Here is a 14122-nt window from a genome sequence, read left to right on the forward strand (position 1 = left end):
ACTCTGCCGGTTCTCCTGTGGTTGGAAATGCGGCGGCTTATAAACCTTTAACAACCGCTTGCATAGCCGCATTCCCCTGCGGAAACAGGGTTGCAGCAGTGCGCATTTATCGGAGCATCGGGCTCTTACAGCCGCTCACCATTACGCAGTCGATAGGACGGCGCGTACATGGTAACCAGTTCTTCCGCAGCCGTCGGATGCAGCGCCATGGTGCGATCGAAATCGTCCTTCGTGCATCCTGCCTTCAGCGTAATTCCGAGGATCTGAGCCATCTCGCCGGCGTCATGGCCAAGAATATGCGCACCGACGACTTTGCGGCTCTGCGCGTCGACGAGAAGCTTCATCATCATCTTCTCACTTCGCCCGGAAAGCGTGGCTTTCAGCGGCCGAAACTCAGCCCGATAGACCTCGAGCTCAGCGAAACGTTTTCCGGCTTCCTGCTCGGTCAAACCAACAGTGCCTATTTCCGGCTGGGAGAAAACCGCAGTCGGTATCGTATCGTAGTCAGGGGACGTCGGTCGTCCCTTGTACTCCGTTTCGATAAAGCACATGGCTTCATGTATAGCGACTGGTGTGAGCTGAACGCGATTGGTTACATCACCGATAGCATAGATATTCTCAACATTGGTCCTCGAATATCGGTCGACGATGATGGCGCCCTGATCGTCGGCTGCAATGCCTGCGGCATCAAGCCCGAGCCCTTGCGTATTTGGGCTTCGACCAATCGCCAGCATGACAACGTCTGCAGACAGGGACCCATTATTCTTGGTGGCGATCTCGCGGCGATCTGTCTCGGTACGCGAGACACTAACGGCAACACCGTTGCAGAGAATTCGAATGCCTTTGGCACGCATCGCATCTGCCAGCCCATCTCGAAGATCATGGTCGAAGCGAGATAAAATCTGCTCCCCACGGTAGAGGAGCGTCGTTTCGACGCCCAACCCATGAAAAACATTGGCGAATTCCACGGCAATATACCCACCGCCAATGATCACGATGGATTTGGGCAGCTCGTTGAGATGAAACGCCTCGTTCGAAGAAATGCAAAGCTCATGTCCTGGCATATTGCCATAGGTCGGCCGGCCACCAGTCGCCACCATGATCGTTTTTGCGGTGACCGTCTTGCCGCTCTCCATCAGCTTGATCGTGTGAGCATCGACAAGTTCGGCGCGCGTTTCAAATATTTCGGCGCCGGCTCCCGTCAGACCTTTACGATAGAGCCCTTCAAGGCGTGCAATTTCCTGATCCTTGGCCGCAACCAGTTTCTTCCAATCGAAGGAGGTTTCGCCAACACTCCACCCGAAACCAACTGCATCCTCAAAATGCTCGTGATATTGGGAGGCGTAGACGAAGAGCTTTTTCGGCACGCAGCCGCGAATAACGCAGGTTCCGCCGTAGCGATACTCTTCGGCAATCGCAACTTTCTTGCCAAGCGATGCCGCGACGCGCGCACTCCGCACGCCGCCCGAACCGCCACCGATGACAAAAAGATCATAGTCGAAGGATGTCATAGCGGGCTCCGTGAAGAATCGTCAGAGAGAAAAAGAAACCCGCATATAGGAAATCTCGCTGCAAAAGCGAAGGCCCGGACTGTGCCGGGCCTTCAGAAAGATCAGGGCTTTGCTGCCGGCTTTGCCGGCGCACTTGGCGTAACCGGGCTTTGCGTTGCCGGCGGTGGCGCCTTGATCACCTTGGCCAGTTCCGCATTGCTGTTCTTTTCCAGGTCGCGGGAAATGCCCTGCGCCCAAATATCTGCAGCCTTCAGGGTCTCGCGCGACGCGATAGGACCATCGCGCAACAACTTCTTACCGATCGGGGAATTGTAGAAATCTGCGATTTGCTTCAGCTCATCCTCGGAGAAGGCCTTGGCATAGGTTAGCGCGGCTTCCTTTTCTAGGTCGGCACGGCGCGAGGCAAGGGCAAGAGCCTGCTTATCAACCGTCGCGATGATCACGTCTTCGTAGTTCGGAGAATCCTGAATCAGGCCGGACTTCAACCGATCTGCCAGTCCCGGAAGAATGTTGTCGAACTGGTTCGTGGCACCAATCGCCTCAATGGCAGCACGCGCAGCCTTCAAATGCGACTCGGTTATTTCCTGAGCGAATGCAAAACTACCCATTGAAAGGCTTGAAAAAATAACTGTCGCAGCGGCGATGCGGCCAAAGCCTGCAAATCTCATCATATGTGTCATTGCTCCTGTCAAATGTTCGCCCTTAGCATACGCGCGCCGGTAGGACCTGCAGCGATCGCCATTGAGGCCATGTGGATGAAAAGCCCGTGCTCTACGACACCGGGTATCGCATTCAGCGCGTTTGAAAGCGCCTCTGCATCAGGAATGCGGCCAAAAGATGCATCGAGGATATAGTGGCCACCGTCTGTCGTGAAAGTTTCACTGTTGGATTGGCGCAAAACCAGATCGCCGGTTAATCCGAGGTGAGCGGCCTTCTGTTCAACGGAGTGCCGTGTTGCGACGAGACCAAAAGGATTCACCTCGATTGGCAGGGGAAAAGCGCCAAGCGTATCGACAAGTTTGGATTCATCGACGATCACGAGCATGCGCGCCGCGGCCGCAGCCACGATCTTCTCACGCAGCAAAGCGCCCCCGCCACCCTTAATCAGATTCAAATCGGGATCGACTTCATCTGCGCCATCGATGACGAGATCTAGTTCGGGCAATTCGTCAAGCGACCTAAGGGGAACACCGAGCTCGACGCAAAGCCGTGCTGTGCGCTCTGAAGTCGGCACGCCCTCAATTCGCAAACCATCGGCTACTTTTTCGGCTAAAAGATGGACAAAAGCCTCAGCTGTGCTGCCGGTGCCGATGCCAAGCCGCATTCCATCTTCGACGTAAGCGAGGGCCGCAGCTGCCGCCATCGACTTTAACTCGCGGGCATCCATGCTCCGCCTTCTCCCTGATTTAACTGGCTGCTGTTTACACGTCTCCCAGCATAAACGAAAGCCAAAATAAGGCGCATTGCTTTCATTCCATCAATCACATAAGCCAAAATCGACACCATCAATGAAGGCGAAACGACGTGATCCCTACCCTTGTAGTTTTCGATCTGGATGGAACCTTGCTCGATACGCATGTCGATCTTGTCGACAGCCTCAACCATACCATTAAGGCTCTCGAGCTGCCTCCTGTCACCTACGACGACCTCACGCATCTCGTCGGCCACGGTGCAAAGGTGATGATCGAGCGGGCCTGCGCGCTCAGCGGCTACAAGCTGGAGGCGGACCAGCTGCCCATGCTTCTGGACCGATTCATCAAACATTATAAAGGCAACATGCCGGGCGAAACGAGGCCATATCCTGGTCTTATCAATGCAATGGACCGGCTGCGCGCACATGGAATGGAACTTGCTGTCTGCACCAATAAAATGGAAGGACTGGCTGTTCCGTTGATCAGCGGCCTGAAGCTATCCGGCTATTTCAAAGCCATCACCGGAGGCGATACCTTCGAGGTTCGAAAACCGGATGCGCGCCACCTGCTTGGTACTGTGGAAAAAGCAGGCGGAAGTGCCGAGCGTTGCGTCATGATTGGTGACAGCGTCAATGATATCTTGGTCGCTAAAAATGCAGGCGTTCCGTCGATTGCCGTATCGTTCGGCTACTCCGATGTTCCGGTGACGAACCTCGAGCCGTCCGTGATCATCGACCACTTCGATGAACTAAGGCCGGAGCTTGTTGAAGAGCTGCTCGCTAGGGAAAAGGCCATGTAAAAAGCGGCGCTCAAAAGCGCCGCCTCCTGACTTCATGTATACTTTTTCAGTACGGCGAGACACACTGACGACGTGGCCCGCTATTCGGCTGAAACGTGTTATCGGACGCACGATAGCTTCTGTAGCGGTTGTAGCACCAGCTCGTGTGACTATTGACTGGCGGACGATAGCTCGGGCGAGCGGATAGAGCGCCGCCAATGATTGCACCGGCTGCTAGGCCGCCAATGATGGCGCCGGCATTGTTGTGGTGACGGTAGCGGTAGTAGTCGCGGTCCCGATAGTAGCGGCGACCATGCCAATCGCCTCGCCCGCGCCAGTCGCCGCGATCTCGCCATCCATGGCCTCGCCATCCTCGATCACCGTTCCAGCCGCCATTTTGCTGATTCTCGCGAAGGTACTTCGGCTTCGGCAGGCACGGGCCGTTACAATAAACTTTCGTGACGTCACCACTAGCCGCACTCGGCACATCGGACGCGGTAGAACCAACGGCGTTGACGAAACCCGGGCCAGCATATGCAGGAATACTCGTGAACGCAGTTAGAGCAGACAGCGCAATGATCGCAATCTTTTTCATTTCCTCACCTTCATCTTGTTATAGCGGTGTAACGCAGGAAATGCGTTCACGTTCCGTATCGTTCGAACGCAGCTAGCGTCGACGGCGATGCCACCAGATCGTTGAACGGCGGCGCCACCTTCTTGCGATGGCCAGATCGTAAGAAAGAACGATGAAACCGAGTGGCAGCATCCAAAATCCGAGGATTGGGAGAAAGCCCAACATTCCCCCGAAGACCAACCCACCCCCCAGCGCAATACGTCCTGCCTTGGAACGAGGCATTGGGATCCGAAGAGAGCCCATGACCAGATGTCCGGTGCGATGGTCGATACCAAACCGGGCGCTGCGCGGCGTTTGTGAAGATGTTTGGGTCTGTGTCATGTTGTCCGAGATGGGGATAAACATAAAGATTGCAAGCGAATGTAATTTTTTTGAAAAAATCGCTTGGCAAATCGAGGCAGCATTTGTATTAGGCCACTCACGCCGCAGCGAGCGGCTGATCCCTGGTAGCTCAGCGGTAGAGCATTCGACTGTTAATCGACAGGTCGCCGGTTCGAATCCGGCCCGGGGAGCCAGTTTCAAGGGGTTCGCTTTTATCGGCGGACCCCTTTTCGTATCAAGCTATCAGCTTCGTCTGTGCAGCCATGCCGCCTCGAGCATGCCATTGAGCGAATTCTTCGTCCACCTCTCTCGTTGTTTCCACCTCTGCCCTGCTGTATGGGGAACGTGACTTCCACCGGTTTCAAAGGACAAACATGCCCCGCGAAGAAATGAAAATCACGCTTACCTGTTCAACGTGCGGCTCTACGGACATTGCTAACTTGACTGGTCCCGATGATGCGATCGTAACTTGCAATGGCTGTCAGAGAAAATTCGGCACATCTGCCGAAGTTCGGGAGAAGGTGGCAGCAGGCGCCAGGGCGCGGATGAGACAGATCCGAAGCGCTGGCGCGCGGAAGGCCAAAACGCTCCAATAGAATATGTGATCATTCTGGGTTTCTTGAATTGATCAGTCCGCATGCGCACTTGATCGCAAAGAGTCAAAAGGTATGATCGGTTGCGCAGAAATTGGCTGATATCCCTCGTCACATTGCCGCTTCGCATCGTCATTATTGCGGTGTCGATCATCGACTTGATTTTGCGGCCCCTTTATCGGCCCTTCATTCGAGCCGTCCTTTCACTCAGAATTTTTGCACAGGCGGAAAGATGGATCGCAGGGTTACCGCGCCTTGCGATCTTGGTCCTCTTCGCTCTGCCATTTGCCATCGCCGAGCCCATGAAAGTCGCCGCTTTTGTGATCATGGCAAAAGGCTATTTGAAGGCAGGCGTCGTTCTGCTTGTGATCGCCCACCTCGTCACATTTCTTGTCGTGGAGCGGATTTATCATGCTGGGAAAAGTAAGCTTCTGACCTATCCCTGGTTTGCCTGGGTCATGGGGTATGTGGCAAAAGCAGAAGCCTATTTTCAGCATGCGAAAGAAGTCGTGCTAGGGCCTGCTAAAGCATTCTTTTTATGGCTGCGGCGCTTGGCGGAATAGGACGATCCGCGGACACTTGGCGAAACGTCTCTGCGCAAACACTGTGATCATGATGTGCGTTCGCACGCGGTGTGGCGACATGCTGTTCCCTCCCCGGCGGCTGGAACTCAGGCCGTGTGTTGGGAATTGAGAGAAATGGCGTTTGTTTCGGATGCCATATGCCGGTCTTCAGGATGTGTGGGGGTGCAGACCGATTGATCTGCCAATGACTTATTTGTGCAAACATGTTTGACGGAAATGAAACCGCCTCTTCAGGGATGCCGACAATATCCTGGTAAAAATCTAATTATGCCGTTGAAAGCGTGACGCTCGGTGTGAACTAGATAGGGCGCCTCTACCGGATGGGTGACGCGCTGGAAAGGTTGATCGACATGGATGATGTTCTCAAAATCGATGGCAGGCAACTGGCTGCAGCGCGTGCTCTGCTAGGCTTGAGTCAAGCCGATGTGGCGGCCCACACGGGCGTCCCGGTCTCTGTCGTGCAAGAACTGGAAGTTGCTGGAGAACCGGCAAACCAACCCTCAGGCAGCCTTGAAGCAGTTCTTGCAGCCTTAGAAGACATGGGCGTCTTGTTTTTTGACGGCAATTATTCCGGGGCTGGAGGTCCGGGCCTGCGATTGAAGCAACCCAAGACCAGCTCGCTGGATGTCAACGAACAAGAGACAGTTCAATATCGCGAGTTTCTTGAGAACGATGCGCCTCCCGGTGCCGGCGGCTGAAATGGGACAAGGTAAGGTATCTGAGACCTCCTCCTCCTTCATTTCTATTCCTCTCCACACCATCTTCAATGACAGGAAAACGGCCTTGCCAGGATCTATCCGGTGAGGAAAATAGAACTCAAAGAATTGACGTGAGAGAAAATCGATTATGACCATCAATGAGGCTGAGCGGATTATCGCGGTCCGCTCACTCGGGACATTAGGTTCTGGCCCAACGGAAGAGCTGGCTGCGATCGCAGATTTGGCTCGGGAACTTCTGAAGATCCCGCGAGCCGCTGTGCATATTGTCGATGAGGATTGGCTAAGAATTGCCGTGCAGGCCGGAATTCAGGTCGATGAGTGCAGCCGTGACAAATCGATCTGCACGAGGGTTGTAGAAACGGGGAAAATCCTGGTCATAGAGGATCTGAAAAGCGACGTTCAGCTTTGCAGCCTGCCCTATGTCGCCGGCACACCGGGCTTTCGCTTCTATGCTGGTGTTCCCCTTGAACTTGAGCCCGGCCTGATTGTCGCAACCTTCTGCGTTCTCGACGTTGTGCCGCGCAGTTTCTCGGATGACGAACGCCGCCTTTTGCAGAAATTCGGGAAGGTCGCCAATGGTCTGCTGCGGCTGCAACGCTCGAACTCGTTGATGAGCCTTAACGAGCGTAATTTGCGCGAGGCGGTTCAGACAGATCCCTTGACGTTAACATATAACCGTTTTGCTTTGGACGGCATGGTGCCGGAAAGGCTCTACGAGGCACTCGAACAGAAGAAGCTTTTTGGGGCCCTTTTAATCGATCTTGACCGGTTCAAATCAATCAACGACACACATGGCCACGCCATTGGTGACGCCATTCTTCAGGAGGCTGCACATCGGTTTCGCTGCTTGACCGAGGAGAGCGACATCATTGTGCGGATCGGCGGTGACGAATTTGCGATTTTCATGCCGGACATCGAAGACGATGCGGACCTGGCGAAGCGGGCAGGATCTCTCGTGGACGCGTTTCGCGCACCCATCAAGCTCAGCAGTGAGAAAGCGCTCCCCTTGACGCTCAGCATTGGCGGTGCGCTTGCTTCTCAGGGCGAAGAGCCCATATTGGATTTACTCGCGCGTGCTGACAAAGCGCTTTACGAAGCCAAGGCAGGCGGGCGAAATCGTTTTGTTCTTGATGATACATCTGAGCTGGTCAAAAACTGATCGGGTGTTCCTCAGGAAGCATGCTCCGCTAGCCGGATAAAGATCGGATACGTCTTGAACACCATCATCCGCCCAATGGCAGAATCAAAGCCTCTTCAAGGTTCCGTCGGACCGATGGTCGACCCCTTCGGCCGGAGCATCGATTACTTGAGGGTTTCCGTCACCGATCGATGTGATTTCCGCTGCACCTACTGCATGTCGGAACACATGACCTTCATGCCCAAGCAGGATCTGCTGACGCTTGAAGAGCTTGCTCGTCTCTGTTCCGCCTTCATTGAAAAAGGCGTGAAACGAATCCGGCTTACGGGCGGAGAGCCGCTTGTGCGCAAGAATATCATGTTTCTGGTCGAACGGCTTGGCGAACGGATCGGGCGCGGCCTCAACGAATTGACGCTTACCACCAACGGATCGCAGCTCGCGCGCTATGCGAAAGAGCTTTATGCGGCGGGCGTGCGCCGCATCAACGTTTCGCTCGACACGCTCGATCCAGACCGCTTTCGCGCTATCACGCGCTGGGGCGATTTCGATAAGGTGATGAGCGGTATTTCAGCTGCGCAGGATGCCGGACTGAAGATCAAATTGAACACAGTCGCCCTCAAGGACTTCAACGAAAGCGAAATTCCGTCAATGATCCGGTTCGCACATGGTCGCGGTATGGACCTGACCTTGATCGAGACCATGCCGATGGGGGAAATCGAAGAAGACAGGACGGATCAATACCTGCCATTGTCGCAACTGAGGACCCGGCTGGAAAGCGAGTTCAGCCTGAAGGATCTTCCTTTCAGAACTGGCGGTCCGGCGCGCTATGTCGAAGTCTTGGAAACTGGCGGAAAGCTCGGCTTTATCACGCCAATGACGCATAATTTTTGCGAGAGCTGCAACCGCGTTCGGCTTACGTGCTCCGGCACGCTCTATATGTGCCTCGGCCAGGAAGATGCAGCTGATCTGAGATCTGTCTTAAGGGCGTCTGATGAGGACGATCTGCTTTTTAAGGCTATTGATGAGGCGATCCTGCGCAAACCCAAGGGCCATGACTTCATTATCGACCGCCAGCACCGGCGTCCGGCGGTCGGCCGCCATATGAGCGTCACGGGCGGCTAGTGAAGTCTTGCCCTGGTGCATTCACTGAGCACAGCTGAGCTATCGAAAGTTCCTGACGGAAAACTGGTTTCGCAACAGGCCAGAGAATCCGCACGCCATCATCCTGCTCTAAACCTTGTCCAAAGCCCCTCTAATGCTCCGATGCGTACCAATTTGCGAGAATGTCGCTCCCGCCCTCAACTTTGATGATCTACAACATCGTTGAGCGAATCGGGGGGAGACATGTCGCTGTCACGGAATACACAGGGCAGCCTTTACATGTGCATGGCCATGGCTGGCTTCTCCTGCGGAGACGCATTGTCAAAATCAGTGGTTCAAACAATCAATGCGGGCGAACTGATTTTCGTCCGCGGCCTTTTCATTAGCATCTTTGTCTGGATCCTGGCGTGGCGCCTCGGCGCGCTAAAAGACTGGCGAAAGCTTTTCTCAATGCCCGTCCTCGTCCGTGTCTTGGGAGAAGGAGCGGCGGCGGTCACCTACATCACAGCGCTTGGTCTCATGCCGATTGCGAACGCTTCGGCGATCTTTCAGGTCCTGCCCCTAATGATCACCCTCGGCGCCGCGTTGTTCTTTAACGAACCGGTCGGCTGGAAACGCTGGACGGCCATCTTCGTTGGCCTCACCGGCGTTTTGATCATCATCCGGCCCGGCACCGACGGCTTTACCCTCGGCGCGCTTTTGTGCGTTCTCGGTGTTCTTGCCACGACGGCGCGCGACCTCGCCACGCGCAAGGTCGATCCCAGTGTGCCTTCCTTGGCAGTCACCGCGGTCAACGCACCCATCGTTGCAATCTTCGGAGCTGCTTTTACGCCGGTTCTCGGTGAGTGGAAGCCAATCCCTCTAGCAGATATTGTGCAATTGCTGGCAGCGGCCCTGGTTGTCTTTGCCGGGTACCAGTGCTCGATCATGGCGATGCGACACGGCGAAATTTCCTTTGTTGCGCCCTTCCGCTATACGAGCCTGATCTTTTCCGCGACTTTCGGATTGATTTTCTTTTCTGAAGTCCCCGATCATTGGGCAGTGGTCGGCGCTGCGATCGTTGTTGCTTCAGGCATTTACACATTCTACCGGGAAGCCAAGCGGCGGGTAGAACCGCTGGCGAGCACGAGCCCGCTCGGCACTGGCACGAGTATTTGAGAACGGACCATGACTGGATTTAACTCCGAAACTATCCCCGGCGTGGTTCTGGCAGCAGGGCGTTCGTCTCGAATGGGGCAGGACAAAGCGACGATCCTCCTTCGCGGTATAACGCTTTTGGACCATGTGATCGGCCGCCTGCGTCCACAGGTCAGCCACATAGCGATCAACAGCGATGTCGCGCCAGCGCTACCGCATGTCCCTGATATCATTGCTGGCAAGCTTGGCCCTCTGGCAGGTATCCACGCGGCGATGACGCATGGACAATCGGTTGCAGGTGTCACGCACGTCGCCACCGTTCCGGTGGACACGCCTTTTTTCCCCTCGGATCTCGTGTCCTGGCTCTCGGGCGCAATCAAAGGAGAAACCGGGATGGCTGTGGCAGCATCAGAAAGCGGCCCTCACCCGGTATTTGGACTATGGCCGGTTGGCTTGGCAGACGATCTTTCGCATTGGATGCAAGCGGATGATAAACGAAGGGTTCGCGACTTTTTGAAACGACATGATGCAGCAGTCGTGCGCTTTCCCCTTCAGCCGACAAGAGCGACTCTTCTCGATCCCTTCTTCAACATCAACACACCAGACGATCTCGCCGAAGCAGAACGCTGGATCGCGATGCTGACCTGAAAAGGGCCGCGTCATCCGCGGCCCTTTTCATCAGTCCTTACTGGTTTGAAGCCATCGGGCGTACGAGCGGAGTGATACGGCGAATTGTGACACGCCGGTTCTCCTGGTTGGGACCAGACGTATTCACCTTTAGGTATTGCTCGCCATAACCTTGCGTCACCATGTTTTCAGCCGGAATGCTGTAAGCATCCGTCAGAACGCGGGCCACCGATTCAGCGCGACGATCTGATAGAACAAGGTTGCTCTGAGCGCTTCCCACTGCATCCGTGTGACCTTCGATCAGGAAGCTCTCACTCGGATTCTTCTTGAGCAGCTCGTTCATCGCATCTGCAACGCGGCGCAGCGTGCTCGCCTCGTTCATAGGGATTTCCCAGCTGCCGGTGGCAAAGGTCAGTGTATCAAGGTCGATACGCCGAACTTTGTCTCGCAAGCGAGCGGAATAGCGAACCTCATTCAACGAATAGACGCGCTCCACAGGCTCTACCGGCGGTTCACTCAAGAACTGGTAGTAATCACGGTCCGGATCGCTGCTTGTGTCGATGATGTAGTCGTTCAGCGGAACGCGCAGATGCATGGGTGGCAAATCGTCGCCGGGATCACGGAAATAGTTCTGATCCGGGTTTTCGGCCAAATCCGGCGAATAGAACAGAACGTATTCGCGGCCGCTGCGATCGACACGCGAACGCTGGATGATGTCACCATAGCGGTTGCGGATCGTGACGATTCGCCAGCCGTCCGGACGCTCGATCACTTCACGATAACGGTCATCCGGCAGACGGTCATAAGTTGGGCGATACCCATCATCAATAAAGCGGACGTCGTCATCGTGGCGGACGTAGACGTTATCGCCAAACTGAATCACTACGCGGTTACCGTCATCGCGGCTTGGACCTTCATCGACCCTTACACCGTCATACTGATCGAAGCGCGGACGCCCATCCAATCGCTCCCCTCGCTCCCGGCTGAGGGCTTGGTAATCAAGCGGTGGCGGGAAGTTACGGTCGCGCGGCATGCGCTGCGCGTCGGCATCCGACTTTGGCATGACGTAGTTGTTGATCTGCACGTTTGTCTGAGGCGCAGGTGGCGGAGGTACCTGCTCCCCGGCAGCACGAAGCCGGTAGGCCCGCTTGTCGCTGTCGAGAACTGGCGCGCCATTTTCAACGGGCAGAACGATGGTCTGGTTCTTGGCTTTCGCCGGATCTTCCGCAAGCTTCTGACGCTGCTCCAGCTCCTGCTTCGTCACCTTTTCCGGTGGAGGAAGAACCTCGGCGGGCGCCTGACCCGGTGTAGCTGGCTGGGCGGCCTGCTGAGGCGCGGCGCCATTTGGCGCGGGTGCGATAGGCTGCGCCTGGTTCACACCTGGTTGGGCTGGCTGGCCTGGTTTTGGCGGCTGCGGTGCACCCGGCTGTGGCTGCGCTGGCTGTGCTACGTTGCCGGGCTCTTCCGGTTGACCTGGCTTCGGTGGTTTTGGCACAACGCGTTGCGGCTCTGCAGCATTCGGCTGCGCGGCCTGTCCCTGAGGAGCGGCTTGCTGGCGTAAATTCTGCGGCTCAGCTTGATTTTGTCCAGCGGGAGCGGGCGTAGCGGGTTTCGTCGTGGGAGCCGGAGCAGGCTCGTTGCCTTGCTGCGGCTGCGCCTGACGATTGCGTTCGCCGGCCGGCGGAACTGGCTTCCCTTGTTTTGGCGCTTCAGTTTCCGCCTTTGGCTGCGCGGGTTCCTGATTGGCGGGCGCAGGTGGTGCCTTGGGCTCAGCAGAAGGCTCAGCACGCGGCGCAGGCGCGGCAGGCTTCACCTCCTCGGTCGCCGGATTTTGGTGTTTCGGCGCTTTTCCAGGCGCTGGTTCGCCCGCAGGTGGCCGTGGCTGCTCGGGTTCAGGCTGCTGAGCCTGCTGCTTCCTGTTCTGCTCCGGCTTTGGCTGTTCAGCCTGTGGCGCTTCCTGTGCTGACGGCGCACGCGCACCGCCCTTTCCAGGGCGTGGCTGCCCTTCCTCTGGCTGGGCAGCTTCAGGATTTTGACGCTGAGGCTTCGGAGCCGGTTCCATTCCAGGCTCTGCGCCGCGCGGCTTGCCGGCCGGTGCTTCACCTTCCGCTGGCGGACGCTTGCGCTCACCTGGCGCCTGTTCGCGGCCTGGCTCAGGTGCGCGCATTTCGCCTTCCGCAGCGCCTGGCTTTCTCTTTTTCAGCTCTTCGTCGTCCGGCGCAGCATTCTGGGCAACTTCAAAGCTTCCCGAAACGACAACAGATGCATCTGGCGACGTCGTTTTTTGTTCAAATTGCACGGCAAATGCGTGATTGGGTAAAACTAAAGAAATGGAAAGCAAAGGAAATGCGGCACTGGCAAAAAGTCTAGATCTCGTGCTCATTGGGTTCCTCGGGTTGTTCTCGTTCTTCTCAAGTGCCGCGAGCGGCACATGCGGTGTTTGTAGGCGCTACCCCGCCGGGACCAGAAATGTCCCGCCCATCGTTTTGTTCCATCGAGACTTTTTAAAGGTCGGCCGGTGAACTTGCCGTGAATGATCGATTCAACTGCGCTTCATCTTTGTTCTTTGTGCGCTGCGCAAAGTCATTTCTCAATTCCAGTTGCATTTCGGAAAAAAAAGGTTTGATTATCTGCGCAAGATGCCGGCTGGGCTGCCGCGCGTCCCCCGCCGACGGAAAACTGAAAAGACATCCAGCGGTTTACCAACAGAGAGGATCAATATGCGTATCTCAACCCGGTTCATCGCCGCAGCATCGTTAGCAGCGATGGCATTGTTCGCCGGTTCCGCCATGGCCGACGGCGAAAAATATGTCATCGGCACAGACTCTACTTACCCGCCTTTCGAATATGTTGACGCGAGTGGCCAGTTTCTCGGATTTGACATGGACATTGCACGCGCCCTCTGCGTCGAGATGAAGGCCGAGTGCACGATCGTCAGCAACGACTTTGACGGCATTATTCCTGCCCTGCAGGCGAAGAAGTTCGACATGATCGTTTCGTCCATGTCGATCACGCCGGAGCGCGAAAAGCTCGTCGATTTTACCAATAAATACTACAACACGCCTCCGGCTATCGCCGTTCCGAAGGATTCAAAGGTTACCGACGTCGCCGGCCTCAAAGGCAAGACGATCGGCGCTCAAAGCTCCACGACGCACGCAAACTATGCCGGAAAGCATCTTCCAGACACCGAGCTGAAGCTTTATCCGACCGCTGATGAGTATAAGCTGGATATCTCCAACGGGCGTATCGATGCAGTTATCGATGACGTCGTCGTGCTCTCCGAATGGGTCAAGTCTGATGCTGGTTCATGCTGCAAAATCTTGACCACCCTGCCCGTCGACAAGGAAATCAACGGCGTAGGGGCCGGTATTGCAGTTCGCAAGGGCGATCCACTGAAGGACAAGCTGAACAAGGCGATCGCAGCGATCCGCGCGAACGGCACCTATAAGAAGATTCAGGACAAGTATTTCGACTTCGACGTTTACGGCGACTAAGAAACGCGTTAAAGCGCGCCGCATTGAACTTATGCGGCGCGCTTGCGCTTTATCCTGTCTATTGTACAGGGAA

General features: G+C 55.8%; 14 protein-coding genes and 1 tRNA gene. 9 read left to right on the forward strand and 6 right to left on the reverse strand.

What is annotated here, in order from left to right; all coding sequences use genetic code 11:
• Positions 1 to 125: 125 nt before the first annotated feature.
• From gor to rpiA, 3 genes are all read right to left on the reverse strand, one after another.
• Positions 126 to 1511: a glutathione-disulfide reductase gene (gene gor / locus VQ830_RS19485; RefSeq protein WP_337269806.1), complete on the reverse strand. Its 1386-nt coding sequence runs from the start codon at positions 1509 to 1511 to the stop codon at positions 126 to 128.
• A gap of 101 nt (positions 1512 to 1612) precedes the next feature.
• On the reverse strand, positions 1613 to 2182 hold the full coding sequence (locus tag VQ830_RS19490; protein WP_337269807.1) for a DUF2059 domain-containing protein: 570 nt from the start codon (positions 2180 to 2182) through the stop codon (positions 1613 to 1615).
• 17 nt (positions 2183 to 2199) lie between these two features.
• Positions 2200 to 2898 (reverse strand): ribose-5-phosphate isomerase RpiA, encoded by a 699-nt coding sequence (gene rpiA / locus VQ830_RS19495; protein ID WP_337269808.1) that lies wholly within the window; start codon positions 2896 to 2898, stop codon positions 2200 to 2202.
• A 137-nt stretch (positions 2899 to 3035) separates the two neighbouring features.
• On the opposite strand from rpiA, the gene VQ830_RS19500 reads away from it, so the two are divergent.
• Positions 3036 to 3722, forward strand: a complete 687-nt coding sequence (locus tag VQ830_RS19500; protein WP_337269809.1) for an HAD family hydrolase — start codon at positions 3036 to 3038, stop codon at positions 3720 to 3722.
• Between the two features lie 46 nt (positions 3723 to 3768).
• Here the strand turns inward: VQ830_RS19500 and VQ830_RS19505 are convergent, their stop codons facing one another.
• Positions 3769 to 4296: a BA14K family protein gene (locus VQ830_RS19505; protein ID WP_337269810.1), complete on the reverse strand. Its 528-nt coding sequence runs from the start codon at positions 4294 to 4296 to the stop codon at positions 3769 to 3771.
• A gap of 72 nt (positions 4297 to 4368) precedes the next feature.
• On the reverse strand, positions 4369 to 4656 hold the full coding sequence (locus VQ830_RS19510) for a hypothetical protein (RefSeq protein WP_337269811.1): 288 nt from the start codon (positions 4654 to 4656) through the stop codon (positions 4369 to 4371).
• 119 nt (positions 4657 to 4775) lie between these two features.
• Here VQ830_RS19510 and VQ830_RS19515 point away from each other — a divergent pair.
• The 7 genes from VQ830_RS19515 to mobA all read left to right on the forward strand — a co-directional run bounded on the left by VQ830_RS19515 (position 4776) and on the right by mobA (position 10576).
• Positions 4776 to 4850, forward strand: a tRNA-Asn gene (locus tag VQ830_RS19515).
• 482 nt (positions 4851 to 5332) lie between these two features.
• Entirely contained in the window at positions 5333 to 5812 is a 480-nt protein-coding gene (locus tag VQ830_RS19520; RefSeq protein ID WP_337269812.1) for a hypothetical protein, read from the forward strand.
• Positions 5813 to 6153: 341 nt separating this feature from the next.
• Positions 6154 to 6531 carry a hypothetical protein gene (locus tag VQ830_RS19525; RefSeq protein WP_337269813.1) on the forward strand — a complete coding sequence of 126 codons (378 nt, stop codon included), beginning with the start codon at positions 6154 to 6156 and terminating at the stop codon, positions 6529 to 6531.
• A 148-nt stretch (positions 6532 to 6679) separates the two neighbouring features.
• Positions 6680 to 7711, forward strand: coding sequence for a GGDEF domain-containing protein (locus tag VQ830_RS19530; protein ID WP_337269814.1), 1032 nt, complete (start codon positions 6680 to 6682; stop codon positions 7709 to 7711).
• 75 nt (positions 7712 to 7786) lie between these two features.
• A complete protein-coding gene (moaA, locus tag VQ830_RS19535; RefSeq protein ID WP_337269872.1) occupies positions 7787 to 8812 on the forward strand; it encodes a GTP 3',8-cyclase MoaA in 1026 nt (341 codons plus the stop codon).
• Positions 8813 to 9034: 222 nt separating this feature from the next.
• Entirely contained in the window at positions 9035 to 9949 is a 915-nt protein-coding gene (locus tag VQ830_RS19540; RefSeq protein ID WP_337269815.1) for a DMT family transporter, read from the forward strand.
• 9 nt (positions 9950 to 9958) lie between these two features.
• The gene (gene mobA, locus VQ830_RS19545; RefSeq protein WP_337269816.1) at positions 9959 to 10576 is read left to right on the forward strand and encodes a molybdenum cofactor guanylyltransferase MobA; all 618 of its coding nucleotides are present in this window, start codon (positions 9959 to 9961) and stop codon (positions 10574 to 10576) included.
• Positions 10577 to 10613: 37 nt separating this feature from the next.
• On the opposite strand, the gene VQ830_RS19550 is transcribed toward mobA, so the two are convergent.
• Positions 10614 to 12938: an OmpA family protein gene (locus tag VQ830_RS19550; protein ID WP_337269817.1), complete on the reverse strand. Its 2325-nt coding sequence runs from the start codon at positions 12936 to 12938 to the stop codon at positions 10614 to 10616.
• 337 nt (positions 12939 to 13275) lie between these two features.
• Between VQ830_RS19550 and VQ830_RS19555 the strand changes: the two genes are divergently transcribed.
• Entirely contained in the window at positions 13276 to 14049 is a 774-nt protein-coding gene (locus VQ830_RS19555) for a transporter substrate-binding domain-containing protein (RefSeq protein ID WP_337269818.1), read from the forward strand.
• The last annotated feature ends 73 nt before the right edge of the window (positions 14050 to 14122 follow it).

The sequence above is a fragment of the Oryzifoliimicrobium ureilyticum genome (genome assembly GCF_037199735.1).
Lineage (GTDB): Bacteria > Pseudomonadota > Alphaproteobacteria > Rhizobiales > Rhizobiaceae > Rhizobium > Rhizobium ureilyticus.